The organism is Candidatus Hydrogenedentota bacterium, from assembly GCA_035450225.1.
GTDB lineage: Bacteria > Hydrogenedentota > Hydrogenedentia > Hydrogenedentales > SLHB01 > DSVR01.
Window position 1 is genome coordinate 131,115 of record DAOTMJ010000004.1, and the last position, 18,363, is coordinate 149,477.

An 18,363-nucleotide genomic window follows, 5' to 3' on the forward strand; every position below is an offset into this window, starting at 1 on the left:
TATTCGCGATATCGCGACAAGGTAGGAAGAAACTGCCGCAACGCGGACGATATAGACTTTATGGACGTGGAAAGTTATTCGCCTTTCGGGAGAAGTCCACGGGATCCACAACGCCCACCTTGTCCACAGCGAAAGATACGCGCTCGACCGCCAATGGGCCGGTGCGAAAGGTTTATTCGGTGTCCGGCGCCGCAGTTGCCTTGTTGCGTGGCCAAAGCGCCACAACCGACAGGAATATCATCACGAATCCCCACAGTTCCTGATACAGTTTTTCCGGCGTCTGAGCCGAATACGAAGGAACCGGACGCCCCGGCTTGGTCACCATACCAATATGCATAAGACGTTCCTCCAATTCCGCGATAATTCAACCAAGCGCATTATAGCAGCATCCTGAAAAGTCTACAACACACACACGCGGCGGATGGAGTTTCCGCGTCAGGCGTTGCTGGCGAGACCGAGGGTCTGGGCGAAACGGCGGAAGAAACCGCTGCGGGCGCGGTCGGCTTCGGCGCGTTGGCGGACCATCTTTCCAGCGAGGTCCTGAACGCATTTTGCCGCAGGCGACGCCGGAAACGCGATGGTGAAGGGGGTGCTCTGCATGACGCTCTGGGTGACATGCGGATCGCGCAGGATATGGCCGAGGTACGACAACGTAAGGCCGAGGTATTGCCTTGCGACACGGGTTAGGTTCGTCATGACGGCGAGGGCCTGCTGTGGACTTGCGGCCATGTTGACGATAAGCCGGAACGAAGCATCCTCGCGGATGCCGGCAATCGTTTTGATCGTGGCGTAGGCGTCCACGATGGCGGAAGGTTCCGGCGTTGTCACGAGCAGGATTTCGTCCGCGGCGGCGGCGAACCGCACGGCGTTCTGGCCAATGCCCGCCATCGTGTCAATGATGACGAAATCGGCCATCTCCTGAAGATCATGGAGTCCGTCCAGCACGTTTTGCCGCGCGCGCGCGTTGAGATCGGCCAGTTTGGCGAGGCCGGAAGTGCCGGGGACTATCAGGATGTCCGCCGGGCCTTTCATAAGGATGTCGCGCATGGGTTTCTCGCCGTCAATCACGTGCTGGAGGTTGTGGAACGAATTGAGGCCCATCAACACTTCGACGTTGGCAAGGCCGAGATCGGCGTCGAGCACGATGACCCGTTTGGCTTGCCGGGCGATGGCGATGGCGAGATTGACGCTCACCGTCGTCTTGCCAACGCCGCCCTTGCCGCTGGTCACGGCGAGTACGCGGGCCATGTTCTGGTGTTTTCGGACGAATTCACGCAGATTGTGCGCTTGATCCACGGCAGGAATCTCCTTCTTCGAGCAGCAGCCGCGCCACCTTGCCGGGCGTGGCGATCTCGATGTCGTCGGGCACGTTTTGTCCCGTGCTGAAATAACTCAGGGGCAGGCCGCTTTCGGCCGCCAAGTCGAACAGGGCGCCGAAGCGTCCCGTTTCGTCGAGCTTTGAAAAGAGCAGCGAGGAAGGCCGCAGGCAATTGAACCGCGCGGCGATGGCGCGCAGGTCGTCCGCGCAGGTTCCGGCGCTGAGCACGAGCATGACGTCGTCGGGCGGCGCGGCGTCGAATTCCGATTTCAACTCGCGGATCTGTTCCTCGTTGAACGGGCTGCTGCCGGCCGTGTCCACAAACACGAAATCATAGTCCGCGAAAGCTTCGAGCGCGATCAGGTATTCGCTGGCGTCGTTGGCGATGCGCATGGGCAATCCGGCAATGGTCGCGTACACGCGCAACTGTTCCGGCGCGGCGACGCGGTAGGTGTCGAGCGTGACGATGGCGACGCGCGCGCGGTCGCGGATGGCGAACAGTGCGGCGAGTTTCGCGAGGTTCGTCGTCTTTCCGACGCCTGTGGGGCCGATCAGCGCGACGACGCGCCGGGCCGCCCCCGCGCGCGCCAGGCCGTGTGTCACCAGCACGCGTTTTTGAATTTCCATGCGGAGCCGTTCGGTGAAGACGCGCGGATTGCGCAGGATCGATCGGTCGGCATTGCCCACGACCGCGTCCATCAGGGATGCCGCCAGCGTGCGTCCCATGCCGCTATCCACAAGCCGGCGGTAGTGCGGAATGAAATCGGACGGAAACTCCGTACAGGGTGTCTCGGCGACCAGCACCTGCAGCAGACGGCGCATCTCCTCGACTTCGCGCCGCAGATCCGGCGGGGCTTGCTCCTTTTTGCCCGGCGGCCCGGCCGCGGTTTCCTGACGGGGCGTGGCGGCGGCGGCTCGTTGTTGCGCAAGCCGGCGGAAGAACGCGACGGTTTCGCGCATGGCCTCGTCGGAACCGGCGGCCGTTTGGTGCGCGGAGTACTTTTTTTCGGCCAGACTCTTCGGGCGTGCGAGGGGCTTGGCGGGCGGCGAGGCGGTCAGTTGAATCGCCTTGCGTCCGAACAGGCCGAACAGACCGCCCTCCCTTACTTCGGCCGTGTTCAGGACGATCGCGTCCTCGCCGAGTTGGCGGACCATCTGCCGGTAGGCGTCGTCGAAAGTGCCGGCGGTAAACGTGTGCAGTTTGCGTTCCATGTTATGCACTCACTTGTCCCTCGCTCTGTACCTGCACTTCGGGATCGATTTCATTGTATGAAAGCACGACGATTTTCGGGATGCGCCGTTCGACCATGCGCCGGAAATACCGCCGCACCGGCGCGGATGTCAGCACCACCGGCTCATGTCCCACCAGCGTCAGCGGCTGCACGGCCTGCGCGGCATTGCGCGCTATGAGATCCGCGCGATTCGGCGCGATGGGCACGTATTCCCCGGTTTCGCCCTGCCGCACCGCGTCGAGGATCTCGCGCTCGACGGCGGGATCGAGCGTCACGACGTGCAACACGCGTCCTTCGTCGGCGTACTGTGCGGAAATTTCGCGGGCGAGCCGGTGCCGGCAATACTCGGTCAGGATGTCGAGATCCTTCGTGCGCGGGGCGTAATCGGCCAGCGTTTCCAGGATGGCTTCAAGATTTCGGATGGACACGCGCTCGCGCAGGAGGTTGTGCAGTATTTTCTGCACTTCGCCGAGGGTCAGCAGATTCGGCAGCAATTCCTCGACCACGCTGGGAGACGTTTCCTTGAGATGCTTGATCAGGTTCTGCACATCTTCCCGGGTGAGCAGATCGCTTGCGTGCGCCGTGATGAGTTCCGTGAGATGCGTGGCCAGCACGGCGGTCGGTTCGACGATGGTGTAGCCGAGACGCTCGGCCCGGTCGCGATGGGCACGGGCGACCCACGTGGCCTGCAGGCCGAACGCGGGTTCCTTCGTCGGAACCCCCTCGATCTCCTCTTCGGCAAGGCCGGGATTCATGGCCATGAAATGTTCGGGCAGCAATTCGTATCCGCCAATGATGGCCTCGCGCAGGCGCACGCGATATTCGTTCGGACGTAGACGCATATTGTCCACAATTCGGATGACCGGCACGACGAACCCCAGTTTGGTGGCGATTTGCTGCCGGATGATCTGGATGCGCGTGAGTAGATCGCCGCCCTGTTTCGGATCGGCAAGGGCAATCAGTCCGTAGCCCAGTTCGATCTTCAGCGGATCGATCGTCAACAAATCTTCCGTGCGGGGCTGTGCCTCTGCGCGTGTGGCTTCCTGATCGGCAAGTTCCTTGGAAAGTTGCGCGGCCTCGCGCGCCTTGAACGCCTCGTTCGCGCGATAGGCGCCCATCGCCAGCAAGCCGGCCACAATCATAAACGGCACTGTCGGCATGCCGGGCACAAGCCCGAAAATCGCGAGCATCGCCGCGGACACGCCCAGCGCGCGCGGGTATCGCGTCAATTGGCGCCCGAAGTCCACCCCCATGTTTTCCTCGGTCGCCGTGCGCGTCACGATGAGGCCCGCCGCGGTCGAAACGACCAGCGCGGGCACTTGTGTGACGAGGCCGTCGCCGATGGTCAGTTGCGTGTAGACGCGCAAGGCGTCGGTGACCGGCAGCCCGCGCATCAGCACGCCGATGATCAATCCGCCGATGATGTTGACAATCGTGATGACCAACCCGGCAATGGCGTCGCCGCGGACGAATTTCGTCGCGCCGTCCATCGCCCCGTAAAAGTCCGCCTCGCGCTCGATCCCCTGCCGGCGCGCACGCGCCTGGGCCTCGGTGATGAGGCCCGCGTTCAGATCGGCGTCCACGCCCATCTGTTTGCCGGGCATGGCGTCCAAGGTAAAACGCGCGGCCACTTCCGAAATGCGCTGCGCGCCCCGCGTGATGACCACGAACTGGATCACCACAAGGATAAGGAAAATGACGGCTCCGACCACGAAACTGCCGCTCGTCACAAAACTTCCAAACGCATTGATCACGTTGCCCGCATAGCCGTTCGCGAGGATCAGGCGCGTCGAGGCCACATTCAGACTGAGGCGGAACAGCGTCAGGATCAACAGCATCGAGGGAAACACGGCGAATTCGACGGGGCGTTGCAGGTAGATGGTGGCGAGCAGGGTAACGACCGAAATCGAGATGTTGACGGTCAGCAGGATGTCGAGCGCCCATGTCGGGATGGGAATGACCAGCACGACCAGAATGCCGATCACGCACACGGCCAGCGCGACATCCTGATTGTCCGCCAAATTCCACGGACGCTGCGTCTCGACTTGTCCTATCGCCACTCGCCCACTCCAAACGCCAAATTCCCAACTTCTAACTTCTAACTTCTAACTTCTTATCATGCCGCCGCCTCGTTCCATTGCCGGTTCCGTTCGCGGATTTTCTCCGCCCGCCGGTCAATGCGATACACATAGGCCAGCACCTCGGCCACCGCGCGGAACAGGTTTTCCGGCACGGGATGGCCCACCTCGACCGTTCGGTATATTGTGCGCGCCAATTCGGGTTTTTGCACGATGGGCACATCGTTTGCCATGGCGATTTCGCGGATGCGTTCGGCCAGGATCCGCGCGCCTTTCGCCACGACGACCGGCGCGGCCATCTCCGCCGCGTCGTACCGCAGCGCAACCGCAAACCGCGTCGGATTGGTTACGATCACGTCCGCCTTCGGCACTTCGGCCATCATCCGCTGCATCGCGATGCGTCGCTGGATCTGCCGGATACGCTGTTTGATGCGTGGATCGCCCTCGTATTCCTTCAATTCTTCACGGGCTTCCTGCGTGGTCATCATGAGGTTGCGTTCACGCTGCCAATACTGAAACCCGTAGTCGAGAATGCCAAGGACCAGCAGGGCAAGGGCGATCCGCCACCAGAGCGTGGCGATCATCGCGCCCACCACCGGCAGCAGCGCGAGCGGCGTTAGCCCCATCAGGTTCACATAATCGTCCAGATGTCCCTGCACCGTAATCCAGGTGATGTACAGCGCCAGCCCCACCTTGAGAAGCGACTTGACGAGTTCGGCCAACGATCGCAGTGAAAAATAATTCGACAGGCCCTTGATTGGATTCAGTTTCGACAATTTCGGCGTCATCGGCTTCGTCGTGTACAGAAATCCCACCTGAAGCACACTGGCGGACACGCCGGCCACGAGCATCACCAGCATGAAAGGCAGTACGATCGGCGCGATCCACAGCGTCCCTTGGAGGGCCAGGCTTTGCACGGACTGGACGCCGGGGTCAAGCGACGCCGCGTGGTCGAAATAGTAACGGGTCGCGGCGACGAGCCGCTCGAACATCGGCGCGCCCAGAAAACGCAGCGCCGCCACCGCCGCCAGCAAGGCGACCGCGGCCGACAAATCCTGGCTGCGCGCGATATTGCCTTCCTCGCGTGCGCGCGTCCGTTTTTGCGGGGACGCGGGTAACGTCTTTTCGCCGCCCGATTGCTCCGCCATTGCCTAGGGCCTCATGCCTTGAATTACCGTAGAAACATTGCTGAACATCTCGCCGTACATTCCGTCCAGAAAACCGATGTACAGTTCCAGCGAAACCGCGACGACCACAAGGCTCAGCGCGATCGTCACGGGAAATCCCACCACGAACAACTGGATCTGCGGCACCACGCGGCCGACCAGTCCCATCACGACATAGGCCACCAACATCGCCGCGCCCACCGGCGCCGCGATCATCAGGCCGTCGTAAAACATCGCGCGGCCCCATTGGCTCACTTCCCATATCAGTTTCGGACGCAGCACGAAACCGCCCAGCGGGATTTGATCGTAGGTCGAGGCCAGCGCGCGCAACATCAGGTGATGCCCGTTCGTCGCGAGCAACACCAGCACCGCCACGATGAACAGAAAGAAACCGAAGATCGGAAACTGCGTTTCGAGCGCGGGATTGAACACGTTCATCATGCCGAATCCCGTCTGCATATCCATGATTTGTCCGGCCACTTGGATCGAACCGAACACAATCGTCATCACGAATCCCATCAACAGCCCTATCAGGAACTCGCCCGCCCCAACCAGCGCGAACGCCAGCGGATCGTCCGGGATGGCCATGTGCAGCGGCGCCAACGTCGGGGCGATAAGCGCCGCCGTGAGCCCGACAAGACCGATCTTTCCCATCGCCGGGAAATTCGCCGAACCGAGCACCGGCGCCGACACAATCAATCCGCTCACCCGCGCCATCACCAGGATGAACAGCTTGACGATCTCCACCTCATAAACAATCAAGGGCCTTCCTCGAAACGACGGACTGCGCTCCGCGGGGATGAATCAGGCGCGGACGCACAGGCCTTTCTCTTTGTTACTGAACCAGCTTGTCGAATCCGCCGAACAACGGCTCGACAAAATCCAACAACACCGAAACCATCCAGGGAAGAAACACGACGAAAGCCACCATGACCGCCACGATCTTCGGCACGAACGTCAAGGTGATTTCCTGGATTTGCGTCACCGACTGGAACACGCTGATGATCAACCCGACCAGCATCCCCGACAGCAGCATCGGAGCCGATGCCAGCAAAGTCACCACCATGGCATCGCGACTCAAAAAGAAGATGTCGTCAAGAGTCATAACTCGTTTCCATGAAATGGGATAGACACATTCCTCCAGTCGTTCACGGCCGACCCCATCACCATTCGAGGCAAGAATACCACAATATGTTGCGGTTGTCAATCGAAAAAATAACAATTTGTTGATATTGAAAGCGATGGGCGCCGGAAAATTGTGTCAGTCCCTTGGTTGGCGCAAAACGTGGATGGCGGCTGTCTAAACCCACATTCGGCGAAGGACGCCAAAGGTTTCAGGCTTGTCCAACGCTTGAGCATGAAGCCCGCGTTCTGTCGCCAAAGCGGAGGTTGTCCCTGTACGAGGAATCAGGCGCCGCACATGAGGTAGACTAACGGGCATGGGCTGGATCGAATTATTGATCATACTCGCGATGCTGGCGCTGAACAGTTTGTTTGCCGCCTACGAACTGGCGCTGGCATCGGTAAGCGTGGGACGCCTGAAACTGCTGGCCGAGCGCAAGCGCGCCGGGGCGGCCGCGGCGCTGGCCATGAAAGACCGCATGGAGGCGAGTCTCGCGGTCGTTCAAATCGGCATCACCGTTGTGGGGGCGATTGCCGCGGCCACGGGCGGGTCCGGCGCGGAAGAGGGCATCTCGCCGCATATCGAAGCGGCGCTGGGTCTTTCGGCGGGGATCTCGGACGCCCTTGCCATCGCGATGGTGGTCGTGCCGCTTTCCGCGGCGACCATCATCTTCGGCGAACTGGTTCCGAAAACGGTCGGACTGCGCAACAACGAATGGGTATGCCTGAAACTCAGCCCGATCATGCGGGTGTTCGGAATGATGGTGTATCCGGCCATGGCCTTCTGCGAATGGGCCACGAAAGCGCTGGTGGGCGTTTTCGAGCGCAAAATGCCGCATGAAACGGCGTCACGGCACGAACTCGGTCTTGCGGAACTGCGGGCGCAGGCGCATATGCTGCGCACCGAGCGCGTCATCGGCTCGGAACAGGAACGCATTATTCTGGGCGCGAGCAAACTGACTCAGACGCGTATCGCCGACATCCTCGTCCATGCGCAGGATATCGCCCTACTCGACGCCGACGCGCCTCTCGAAGAACACTTCGTCAAGGTCCATCTCGAGGGCTATACGCGATTTCCCGTCACGGAACGGCCCGGCGATCCGCAGTCCATCATCGGTTATGTCAATCTCAAGGAAATCGTCTTTCTGGCCAAGGCCCATCCGGAAGCGCCGACGCTGCGGAGCATTCTGCGTCCCCTGATTGCCGTCGCCCCGGAAGCCTCCATCGGATATGCCTTCAGCCGGATGATGTCCGAGCATGTTCACTTGGCCGTGGTGCGGGATTCGAAGGGCACTGTGCGTGGAATCGTCACGCTCGAAGACATCCTGGAAGAAATCGTCGGGGATATTCAGGACGAATTCGATCGCTTGCCGCGCCATGTCGTGCCATCGGGCAGTTCTTGGGTCGTGGGCGGCGGCGTGAAGATGGAACGGCTTCGGGAGGTCTTTGCGGACCCGACCCTCGGCGAAGACACGCCGCCGGACACGCAATTTGCCGACTGGATCGCTTCCAGCGTACACGTCCCGCTGCGCGGCGGCGACGCACTGGCCGTCGCGTCCCTCAAAATCCTGGTGCGCAAAACACGGCGCCAGAAGATTTTCGAGGCGCTTGTCACGCCCGAAACAGACGGCCGCGCCGGGTTATAAGTCGAATTCACCGCCTTTGGCCAGTTTGCGGCGAATGCGTTCGAGGCGTTGGCGGATGGCATGGGTTGCGGGATCATCCTCGTCAGCGCCCAAGAGGGCGATGGCTTCCTCGCAGACCCGCCGTGCCTCGGGCAGATTGCGCGCGCGGTGTTCGTAATGCTTGGCAAGTTCAAGCCGCGGGAGCGGATCGAACGGAAATTCGCGCGCCATACGGTCCCACGCGCTTTCCATGCCCTCCCAGTCCTGCCGGCGCTTGCAGGCAAACGCCAGCATGGCCAGGCATTCGCGCCGCAGAACCGGGTCCGGCTCGCCGCACAACAATTGTTCCGCACGCGAAATAACGTTGTCGTAACGCCGCTGGCGAAAATGCAGGCGCACAACGGACAGGCGATCCTCGTCGTGGTCGAATCCTTCCCTGCCGGGCGCGGCCAGCCCCCGCGACAAGCGCGCCGTAAGCGCGGCCAGCGACAGGATGTCCATGCGGTGATGATAGAAGACGCGCTTGAGTTCACGCGCGTCCCGCGTGCGCAGGTAGTCGAACCAGATAAGCGGGATGTCCGCGCCGGGCACGTCGCCGCGGCGTTCGAGACCCAGCACCGCCCGTTCGATATTCCCCAGGCTGCAATCCTTGACGCGCAGTTTCCAGATACGCCGCACGGCATGGAGCAAATCGAAGTGCGGGATCCCGTCCAGCCGAAACGGGAGCCGGTGGGCGATGAACCGCGTGCGCAGCAGCGGCACGTCGAAACTCTTGCCGTTGAAGGTGACAATGGAAGTTCCGCGCGCGAACAGTGCCCCCAGGTAGCGCAACATCGGTTCTTCCTCGTCGAAATCGCGCATGAAGGTCTGTTCGAGACGGAACACGCCGTTGTCGAAGAAACCCGCGCCGACGAGAAACGGCACCGTCCCCGTGCCCCCGGCCAATCCGGTCGTCTCGACATCGAGAAAGAGGGCCGTGGCCGGGTCGAAATCGTCCAAATCGGGATCGCACGCGCACAAGGCAACATGTTCGGGAATCGCTTCCAGCACGTCGCCGAGCGCAAGGCCGCCCTGTTGCGTTTCAGGCGGGAACTCGGTTACGACCCGATAGAAGCGGTCTTCTCCGTCCCCGACAACCTCGCCCGGCACAATGCGATCTATTTCGAAGTCGCCGCGCACGCGGCGTTCCTCGAGTTCGGCGCGCTTGCGTCCCCATTCGGCCCCGGTCATGAGGTCGTGCCTTGCAAGCAGTTCCTTGAGTTTGTCCTTGGTGTCCGGCATGGGCGCGGCGGCTTCGGGCGCTAGGAGGCGGAATGGATGAGGCCGGTCGGCGTCTGCCCGAGGTTCAGCGACGCCTCGACAGCCTCGATGAAGCGAACGACCGCCAGTTCGGCCAGCGTGGCATCTTTCTGTTCGAGGGCGTCAATCAGGCGCAGATACGCCTTCCGGCGTTGCTGGAAATCGGGCACGGACTGCACCACGAGACTGACCAGTTCCGCGCTGACCCGCTCGACCGATTTGAACAGGGCCTGGCATACGCCGTTGCGGGTGGCCTCGACGCAGGCGCGGTAGATTTCCTGCGTGATTTCGGTTTGACGCTCCCGGTTGTCCCGTGACATTTCCCATTCCGCGAAGAGCCGCTTGATTGTGGCCAGTTCTTCATCCGTGCGCCGGACGGCCGCAAGGCGCACCACCAGCCGCATGAAATATCCGCGAAATTCCAGCACTTGCCGCAGGAAATCCACGTTCACCGAGCCGTCTTCGTTGCGCATGAGCGTGTCGAATATGCTGATCCCCCGCAGGAATTCGATGTCCTGGACATACACGCCCGACCCCTGCCAGCTTCGCACGGCGCCCATCGCCTCAAGGCGCTTGATCGCTTCGCGCACGACATTGCGGGCCACGCCGAACTGTACCGCCAATTCACGTTCCGGCGGCAATTTGGATCCCGGTGGAAATTCCTTCTGAAGCAATTTCCGGGAAAGCTGGTTCGCTATTTCCTCCGAACTCGTCCGGACGTTTGGGATTTCCCGGTCGCCTTGAATGTTTCGTGCCATGGGGGAACCCTTTCCGCAATCTATTGTCCTCCAGCAACCCCTCCGTTGTCAACGGAACGGCCGAATCCGAACGAATCGGATATGGCGGAAATCAGCGGCGGCGCAGTAGACTGTGCCGCCGACGCGAACCGCGGGACACTTTTGGGCGTTCCGATTCCGGGGTAAACAGCGAAATGACCGGCACGGCGCCTTCCCATTCCGCGCGCGGCAGATTCTTGCCGAGCGCCTTTTCGAGCGTTTTTAGGTCCATGAACTCTTCCGGACACACGAAGGTAATCGCGTCGCCTTCCGCGCTGGCGCGGGCGGTGCGCCCGATGCGGTGGATGTATTCTTCCGCAGTCTTGGGGATGTCGAAATTGATTACATGGCTGATGCCCTGGATATCGAGTCCGCGCGCGGCCACGTCGGTCGCGACAAGGATCTTGTACCGGCCTTCGCGGAACCCGTCGAGCGCATGCTGGCGCTGGTTTTGGGAACGGTCGCCATGAATCGCCTGCGCCTTGAAACCTTCCCGGTGCAGCGCCTTGGCGACGCGATCGGTGCGATGCTTGGTGCGTATGAAGACCAGCGCCGAGGTCACGGCCGGATCCCGGAGGATTTTGGTGAGCAGGGAGATTTTCGAAGTGGCGCTGACCGTGTAGATTTGCTGGCGGACGCTGTCCACCGGCGTCATGATGGTCCCCACCTCGATGCGTTGGGGCGACTGCTGCATGTCGGCGGCCAACCGTGCGATTTCCTGCGGGAACGTCGCCGAAAAGAACAGCGTTTGGCGGTCTTTCGGGAGTTTGTCGAGGATGCGGCGGATGTCGGGCAGAAAACCCATGTCCAGCATCCGGTCGGCCTCGTCCAGCACGAGAATGGCAAGATGGTCAAAGCGCACGTTGCCGCGCCCGAAATGATCGAGCAGGCGCCCGGGCGTGGCGACAACCACCGTGCGTCCCTGGCGCAGCGCGGTGGCCTGCTTGTCCATGCCGGCGCCGCCGTAGACGCACACGGCGTTGAGACCGGCGCTCTTGGCCAGCGGTTCGATGACCGCATGCACCTGAATGGCCAGCTCGCGCGTCGGCGCGAGGACCAGCATGGCGTTTTTCGTCCGGGGCAATCCGGCGAGACGGGTCAACGACGGCAGCGCGAACGCCAGCGTCTTGCCCGTGCCCGTCTGGGCGATGGCCAGAAGGTCTTTCCCTTCCAGCGCGACCGGTATGGCCTGTTCCTGGACGGGTGTCGGCTCGACGATACCCTGCGCCTTGAGCAGTTTCATAAAGCGCGGATCGATACTGAATTCTTCAAAAGTCATGGTTATTTCCCTTTCGTTTGCCGGAGACTCTCCGGTCAAGGTGGAATCTTGCCTGCTGAACACCGGCAAAGAGGGAAGCATACACGAACATAAGCGCCTTTTGGCGCGGGCGAGTGGCCATTCTTTCTGGTGTACACAGGCCGGCGGGAAAACGCTCCTTGGCGCCGCCGCGCCGCCTGAACAGCAGCCATATTGGGCGCCAGTATGCCACACCACCCGCACAAAACACAAATCTTCAAACGGCGAAAAATCCGATACCGCCTTCTTCGCGCTTGGCCCTGGATGTTTGGTATTCTTCTTCCGAATGGTCCGGTGGATTGTGCGGAGGAATCAAATAACGATGGCGAAGAAAGCATCCGTCCGGCTGCCGGCGGAATGGGAACCGCAGGCGGGCGTACAGTTGACATGGCCGAACGCGGGAGGCGATTGGCGCGGACGCTTGGATTGGATTGAAGCGTCGCTCGCGGGCATCGCGCGCGAAGTCAGCCTCCGTGAAATTTGCCTGATTGCAACCGACAATGTTCAACGAACCGCCGACATCGTCCGGCGCGCCGGCGCGCGAATGGACTCGGTGCGCCTGTATCCAATCGAGTCGAACGACATCTGGGCGCGTGACCACGGACCCATAACCGTCTTGAAAAACGGCCGTCCGGTCATTCTGGATTTTGCATTCAACGCATGGGGACTCAAGTATCCGGGAAACTTGGACAACCTGCTCACGCGGCGGCTCGCGGAAGCGGGCGCCTTCGGAAAAACGCGCGTGCGGACGCTGCCGCTGGTCCTCGAAGGCGGATCGATCGAGTCGGACGGCGCGGGGACGTTGATGACGACAGCGGAATGCCTGCTCTGGCCCAACCGGAATCCGGCCTACAACCAGCGGCAGATTGACGCCCAACTGCGCCGGTATCTGGGCGCGGAGCGCATCCTCTGGATTCGAAACGGCCACATTCCCGGCGACGACACGAATTCGCACATAGACACGCTGGCGCGGTTCTGTTCGACGGACACGATTGCGTATTGCGGCTGCGACGATCCGACCGATGAAAGTTACCTGAGCCTCAGGGCGCTCGAGGAGGAATTGCGATCCCTTCGCACGCTCGACGGAAAACCGTACCGGCTTGAACGGCTGCCCATGCCCGCGCCAATTTTCGACGCACAAGGCGATCGCCTGCCGGCCAATTACGCCAATTTCCTGATCATCAACGGCGCGGTTCTTGTGCCGTCCTACGGAGTTCCCCAGGATGAACAGGCCCGGCAAATCCTCGCCGGTTGTTTCCCCGAGCGCGCAATCGTCGGCGTGGACAGCCGCGGGCCGGTCGTCATTTATGGCGCGTTGCATTGCGTGACGATGCAAATCCCGGAAGGAGCCCTGCCATGAGCCGGACGATCAAGGCGGGCCTTGTTCAACAGGCATGCTCCGACGACAAAGAGGCCACAATCGCCAAAACGATCGCGGGCATCCGCGAGGCGGCAGAGGGCGGAGCGGAGTTGGTCGTCCTTCAGGAACTGCACACGGGACCGTATTTCTGCCAGACGGAAGATCCGTCCCATTTCGCGCGCGCCGAGAGCATTCCCGGCCCCACGTCGGACCGGCTGGGCGGATTGGCGGGCGAACTGGGCATCGTGCTGGTTGCGTCCCTGTTTGAAAAGCGCGCGCCGGGCCTGTATCACAACACGGCGGTCGTGCTTGATCGCGACGGAAGCATCGCCGGCCTGTATCGCAAGATGCACATTCCGGAAGATCCTGGCTTCAATGAAAAATTCTATTTTGCGCCGGGTGATTTGGGTTTCAAGCCGATCCAAACTTCCGCGGGGGTGTTGGGCGTGCTCGTGTGCTGGGACCAATGGTATCCCGAAGCGGCGCGGCTCATGGCGCTGGCCGGCGCGGAAATGTTGATATACCCCACCGCCATCGGATGGGTTCCGGAGGATTCGGACGAGGAACGCGCGCGCCAGCGCGAGGCGTGGCTGATCATACAGCGCGGGCACGCCATCGCGAACCATTTGCCCGTCGTCGCAGCCAACCGGGTCGGGTTCGAGGCGCACCCCAGCCGGCCCGGGGAAGGCATTTTGTTCTTCGGCAGCAGTTTCATCGCCGGTCCGCAGGGCGAACTGCTCGCCTCGGCATCGCCGGATCGGGAAGAGGTGCTGACGGCCGAAATCGATCTCGACCGCACGGAGGAGGTGCGCCGCCTTTGGCCTTTCTTCCGGGACCGCCGCGTGGACGCCTACAACGGCCTGCTCGAACGGTATCTCGACTCCGGCTGACCGATCGGCTCTCGCGTTATTTTCCCAAAGGGTATATACTGTTCATGGTGAACGGTGAACCATTTGAACAGGGAGGGCAAACCATGAAGATCTGTATGGCAGGCGCATGTGGACGGATGGGGCGGCGCATCCTGGATCTGGCTGCGGCCGAACCCGACATCGAAATCGGCGGCGCTTTCGATCAGATGTCCCTGGCGGGTTCAGAGATTTTCATTGGGGCCGAGACGAGCCGGCCCCGCCGGCTTAAAATATCGGCGGACGGCGCGGCGGAAATCGCGAAGTCGGACGTGCTGATTGACTTCACGGTGGCGCATGCCTGTGTAGGCAACGCACAACTCGCGGCCAAGGCCGGCAAGCCGTGCGTCATCGGCACCACGGGACTGTCCGTCGAATACAAAGCCGAGCTTATTGAACTGGCCCGCAAGGTGGCGATCGTCTACGCGCCGAACATGAGCGTGGGCGTCAATGTGCTCTTCAAGATTGCCCGGGAAGTGGCAATGACGCTCGGCCTCGATTACAACGTCGAAATCACGGAAATCCATCACAACCTCAAGAAGGACAGTCCCAGCGGCACGGCGCTCCGGCTCGCCGAGGGCATCGCGGACGTGCTGGGTCTCGACTGTCCGGGCGACGTGGCCCACGGCCGGCAAGGCATGGTGGGCGAACGTCCCGCGCGGCAGATCGGCATCCATGCGATTCGCGGCGGGGATGTGGTGGGCGAACACACGGTTTGTTTCATCGGCCAGGGCGAACGCGTCGAACTGACGCATCGCGCGCATAACCGCGACAATTTCGCGCGCGGCGCGTTGCGCGCGGCCCGGTTCGTCATAAGCGCGCCGCCGGGTCTGTACGACATGCAGGACGTGCTCGGCCTGAAGTGACGTTTACCAACGACCCGCAAGGGGATCGTCGGTTTCGCGCTGCATCGCACGAAGTCGTTCCCGCAGGCGTTTGAGCGTCCGGGCATGGCGTGCTTCGCCGGACAGATCCCTCGTCTCAAAAGGATCGCGCGCAAGGTCAAACAACTGGGTGCGCCGTTCGCCCTTGACTTGGTATTCGATCAGTTTGTAATCGCCGACACGAATCGCGCGCTGCACGTCGCGGTAGGCAAAAAAGATTGCGTCGCGGACCGGTTCGCCGCGCAAGGCCGGAAGCAGGCTCCTGCCGTCCACGCCTTTGGGAAGCGGCGCGCCAATCAGGTCGAACAGCGTCGGAAAAGTATCCGTCAGGTAGCAAAACGCATCGCATCGCATCCCGCGAGGGAAGCCGGGGCCGGCCATCAACAACGGTACATGGATGCTGTGCTCATAGGCGTTTTGCTTGCCGAAAAGACCGTGCTGCCCGACGGCGAGTCCATTGTCGCCCGCGAAGACGATCAGCGTTTCCTCCGCAAGGCCGGTTTCGTCGAGTACGGCGAGGATGCGCCCGATCTGTTCGTCGAGATGCGAAATCATCGCGTAATACTCGGCCAATTGAAACCGCGTGTTTTCGGGTGTGCGCGGCCACGGCGCGAGTTTTTCGTCGCGGGTTTCGAGATCGCCGTTGTCGAACGGATGACGCGGCAGACAATTCGGCGGCAGGGAAAGCCGCTTCGGATCGTACAACGCGCGATACGCCTCCGGCGCCGTGCGGGGATCATGCGGCGCCGTAAACGCCACATAGAGCAGAAACGGATTGGATCCGTCGTGCGCCTGCAGAAACCGGATGGCGTCGTCGGCGAACAGTTCGCTCGAAAACCGATCGCCGACATGCGCGGACTCCACCGGATACCGGCCGGTCGGATCGTAGGCATGCACCGGCACGGCTCGTTGGTTGCTCATTCCACCGAAGAAAATGCTGCTGCCCGACGCAAACGCCCGGTTGAACGACCCGCGCCCGTTGTGCCATTTGCCGATGCCGTGCGTGGCATAGCCGCGTTCGTGCAGCACCCCCGGAAGCAAAGGCACGCTTTCGGGCAGCGTGTCGGGGTGTTCAATATGAAACAGATGCCGTCCCGACATGATCATCGCGCGGCTCGGCGCGCACAGCGCGCCGTGATGCGAGCCGAAGATGTATGCATTGGTGAAGGCCACCCCCCGCCCCGCAAGCGCATCCAAATGCGGCGTGTGGATTTCCGGATTTCCCAGCGCGTGAATTGTATCGAACCGCTGGTCGTCCGAAAGCAGGTAAAGGATGTTTTTTGGTTTTTTATCCTTCGCGGCGACCGGCCATTGCGCTCCAAGCGCTGCGGCGGCCGCGCCCGCCGTCGCCGCGCCCAAAAAAGTGCGTCTGTTCATGAAGCCCTCCTCTCGACGCCATGATAGCGCAGAATTGAGTCGCCATCAATTGAAAAAAAAGACTTGAAACGGACAGGGGGGTGTGGAGTATATTATTGACAGGAGCGGTATGATTACCGTTGCGATACAAAGCCGGGAGGCGTGTCATAAGGAGAGCGCCATGAAACACTATCGGGTGGTAACGCGTATGCCGCGTGTGGCGACTACAACCGATACGGGTACGGACACGGGCATCACCATCGGCGGCCTGACCGGTTCGACGCCGCTGGAAATCAAGGTAAATTTCAGTGTTATGATGGTTGACCGGGTCATCACCTACGTCTTCCAGAAAAGCAGCCAACTGTAGTCGCGCTGGAAGCCAACGGAGGAGGTATGATAATGAGGCATGTGCATGCGGTAACTAAAACACCCGCCCCGGCGACGACCACAGACATTACCGGCGGCCTTCCGCTGCTGATCAAACTCAACGGGGTCGTTTCGATCGTGGATCAACTGCTGCTGGCCCAGCGCCAAAGTCCCTGGAAAGTCCACTTCGGGCCCGATACCGATACCGGAACCGACACGACCACCACCCTTTGACGGATCAAATCCGGCTCTGGCCGACGGCGGCCAGCGCGATGCGGAGGTGATCGCAGTCCAAAAAGCGGTTTTCGGGTTTCTTGTCAATCATGCGCATGATGATGTCCCCCAGTTGCGGGGGACATTTTTTATTGATCCGCGATGGATGCTCCGGGATCACGCGCAAGTGACATTGATACAAGTGCTGGAGATTGTCCACGGGAAACGGCACGCGCTCGGCAAACATGAGATAGAAGGTGATGCCCAGCGAATAGATGTCGCTTTGCGGGGTGGCTTTTCCGGCGGGCCGGGACGGCAGCGGGATCAGTTCCGGCGCCACGTACATCGGCGTGACCTGCTCGTGCAGGCCGGAATCAAACAAACTCAACAGATAACTGTTTCCGGTCAACGAATAATCCACGAGTTTCGCGATGCCCTTGCGGGTGAACAGGATATTCGTCGGCTTCAGGTCATGGTGCGTGAAGCCTTGCTCGTGCACGTACTGCAACCCGTTGCAAATCTGGGCGGCAATGACTAGGCGCTCCTGCAGGTTCCAGGGGCGATTGTCAAGGTACCACTTCAGATCCGGCCCATCCACGTATTCGAGCACCAGGCATTCGCCTTCATCGCCCTGTAGAAACTCGTAAATCTGGGCCACATTGGGGTGGGAAAACGCGCGGAATTTCGCCACGCTTCGCGCAAAATCGCGCAGGTGAAGGCGGTTTCGGAAAAAAGCGGGATAAAAAAGTTTAAGTGCGGCCACGCGGTTGTTTTCGGTGTCAATTCCGCGATAAACCTGCCCGGTGCCGCCTTTTCCCAATAGCCGGTCGAGCCGGTAATGATACAATGTCTGCCTGTCGGGAGGTCTGAATTCCTGCGTCATGCCTGTCCAAATCCTTTACGGATCCTCAAAAATAACCGGCCGAACGATTCAGATCAATAAATCCAGATCGATCTGAGGGGCATCCGCCCATAATCCGTCCAAATCGTAGAATTCGCGAGCTTCCTCGCGAAAGATATGCACGATCACGTCCCCATAATCCACCACAAGCCAGCCGCCCTTAAAACCGCCTTCGGCGTGATGCGGCAAAACGCCCGCCGCTTTCATTCCATCCCGAACCGCATTGAACACGGCCCGCAACTGCGGTTCGCTTGCCGCGCTGCAGAGCAGAAACGCATCCGCAATCACCGTCAGCCCGCGCACATCGTACGCGCGTATGTCAATCGCCTTGTGATCCGCCGCCAGTTCGCCAATTCTCTTTGCCTTGGTCAGAAATTCGGGCGGCTCCGTTACTTTTTTTTTCCGCACCAGTCGCGCCAAACGATTCTCCTTAGAGGTTATAAAGACGGGTTGCGTGATCGGGCC

General features: G+C 61.1%; 19 protein-coding genes. 6 read left to right on the top strand and 13 right to left on the bottom strand.

Annotation, left to right across the window (positions count from 1 at the left end):
- Positions 1–172 precede the first annotated feature (172 nt).
- From P5540_04485 to fliQ, 7 genes are all read right to left on the bottom strand, one after another.
- Positions 173–337, bottom strand: a complete 165-nt coding sequence (locus P5540_04485; GenBank protein HRT64063.1) for a hypothetical protein — start codon at positions 335–337, stop codon at positions 173–175.
- A gap of 98 nt (positions 338–435) precedes the next feature.
- On the bottom strand, positions 436–1,296 hold the full coding sequence (locus P5540_04490) for a MinD/ParA family protein (protein ID HRT64064.1): 861 nt from the start codon (positions 1,294–1,296) through the stop codon (positions 436–438).
- The gene (gene flhF, locus P5540_04495; GenBank protein ID HRT64065.1) at positions 1,271–2,530 is read right to left on the bottom strand and encodes a flagellar biosynthesis protein FlhF; all 1,260 of its coding nucleotides are present in this window, start codon (positions 2,528–2,530) and stop codon (positions 1,271–1,273) included. Before flhF ends, P5540_04490 begins: the two co-directional genes overlap by 26 nt.
- A 1-nt stretch (position 2,531) precedes the next feature.
- The gene (gene flhA, locus P5540_04500) at positions 2,532–4,610 is read right to left on the bottom strand and encodes a flagellar biosynthesis protein FlhA (protein HRT64066.1); all 2,079 of its coding nucleotides are present in this window, start codon (positions 4,608–4,610) and stop codon (positions 2,532–2,534) included.
- A 56-nt stretch (positions 4,611–4,666) separates the two neighbouring features.
- Positions 4,667–5,776, bottom strand: a complete 1,110-nt coding sequence (flhB, locus tag P5540_04505) for a flagellar biosynthesis protein FlhB (GenBank protein ID HRT64067.1) — start codon at positions 5,774–5,776, stop codon at positions 4,667–4,669.
- A gap of 3 nt (positions 5,777–5,779) precedes the next feature.
- The gene (gene fliR, locus P5540_04510; GenBank protein HRT64068.1) at positions 5,780–6,556 is read right to left on the bottom strand and encodes a flagellar biosynthetic protein FliR; all 777 of its coding nucleotides are present in this window, start codon (positions 6,554–6,556) and stop codon (positions 5,780–5,782) included.
- Positions 6,557–6,629: 73 nt separating this feature from the next.
- On the bottom strand, positions 6,630–6,899 hold the full coding sequence (fliQ, locus tag P5540_04515; GenBank protein ID HRT64069.1) for a flagellar biosynthesis protein FliQ: 270 nt from the start codon (positions 6,897–6,899) through the stop codon (positions 6,630–6,632).
- Positions 6,900–7,233: 334 nt separating this feature from the next.
- On the opposite strand from fliQ, the gene P5540_04520 reads away from it, so the two are divergent.
- Positions 7,234–8,562, top strand: a complete 1,329-nt coding sequence (locus P5540_04520) for a hemolysin family protein (protein HRT64070.1) — start codon at positions 7,234–7,236, stop codon at positions 8,560–8,562.
- Here the strand turns inward: P5540_04520 and P5540_04525 are convergent.
- The 3 genes from P5540_04525 to P5540_04535 form a co-directional block, all read right to left on the bottom strand.
- Positions 8,557–9,822 carry a ribonuclease H-like domain-containing protein gene (locus P5540_04525; protein ID HRT64071.1) on the bottom strand — a complete coding sequence of 422 codons (1,266 nt, stop codon included), beginning with the start codon at positions 9,820–9,822 and terminating at the stop codon, positions 8,557–8,559. The two genes, P5540_04520 and P5540_04525, sit on opposite strands and share 6 nt — an antisense overlap.
- A gap of 20 nt (positions 9,823–9,842) precedes the next feature.
- Positions 9,843–10,598, bottom strand: coding sequence for a GntR family transcriptional regulator (locus P5540_04530; GenBank protein ID HRT64072.1), 756 nt, complete (start codon positions 10,596–10,598; stop codon positions 9,843–9,845).
- Positions 10,599–10,689: 91 nt separating this feature from the next.
- Positions 10,690–11,895, bottom strand: coding sequence for a DEAD/DEAH box helicase (locus P5540_04535; GenBank protein ID HRT64073.1), 1,206 nt, complete (start codon positions 11,893–11,895; stop codon positions 10,690–10,692).
- 340 nt (positions 11,896–12,235) lie between these two features.
- Between P5540_04535 and P5540_04540 the strand changes: the two genes are divergently transcribed.
- The 3 genes from P5540_04540 to dapB all read left to right on the top strand — a co-directional run bounded on the left by P5540_04540 (position 12,236) and on the right by dapB (position 15,044).
- Complete coding sequence (locus tag P5540_04540; protein HRT64074.1) at positions 12,236–13,273, top strand: agmatine deiminase family protein; 1,038 nt, start codon at positions 12,236–12,238, stop codon at positions 13,271–13,273.
- Positions 13,270–14,163: a carbon-nitrogen hydrolase gene (locus P5540_04545; protein ID HRT64075.1), complete on the top strand. Its 894-nt coding sequence runs from the start codon at positions 13,270–13,272 to the stop codon at positions 14,161–14,163. Before P5540_04540 ends, P5540_04545 begins: the two co-directional genes overlap by 4 nt.
- Positions 14,164–14,246: 83 nt before the next feature.
- Positions 14,247–15,044 carry a 4-hydroxy-tetrahydrodipicolinate reductase gene (dapB, locus tag P5540_04550; GenBank protein ID HRT64076.1) on the top strand — a complete coding sequence of 266 codons (798 nt, stop codon included), beginning with the start codon at positions 14,247–14,249 and terminating at the stop codon, positions 15,042–15,044.
- Positions 15,045–15,047: 3 nt separating this feature from the next.
- On the opposite strand, the gene P5540_04555 is transcribed toward dapB, so the two are convergent.
- Entirely contained in the window at positions 15,048–16,439 is a 1,392-nt protein-coding gene (locus tag P5540_04555; protein HRT64077.1) for a sulfatase-like hydrolase/transferase, read from the bottom strand.
- Between the two features lie 160 nt (positions 16,440–16,599).
- Between P5540_04555 and P5540_04560 the strand changes: the two genes are divergently transcribed.
- Positions 16,600–16,785, top strand: a complete 186-nt coding sequence (locus tag P5540_04560; GenBank protein HRT64078.1) for a hypothetical protein — start codon at positions 16,600–16,602, stop codon at positions 16,783–16,785.
- Between the two features lie 32 nt (positions 16,786–16,817).
- Complete coding sequence (locus tag P5540_04565) at positions 16,818–17,018, top strand: hypothetical protein (protein HRT64079.1); 201 nt, start codon at positions 16,818–16,820, stop codon at positions 17,016–17,018.
- 4 nt (positions 17,019–17,022) lie between these two features.
- Here the strand turns inward: P5540_04565 and P5540_04570 are convergent, their stop codons facing one another.
- Both P5540_04570 and rsfS read right to left on the bottom strand, forming a co-directional pair.
- Entirely contained in the window at positions 17,023–17,880 is an 858-nt protein-coding gene (locus P5540_04570; GenBank protein HRT64080.1) for a serine/threonine-protein kinase, read from the bottom strand.
- A gap of 48 nt (positions 17,881–17,928) precedes the next feature.
- A complete protein-coding gene (gene rsfS / locus P5540_04575) occupies positions 17,929–18,318 on the bottom strand; it encodes a ribosome silencing factor (protein HRT64081.1) in 390 nt (129 codons plus the stop codon).
- Between the last annotated feature and the right edge of the window lie 45 nt (positions 18,319–18,363).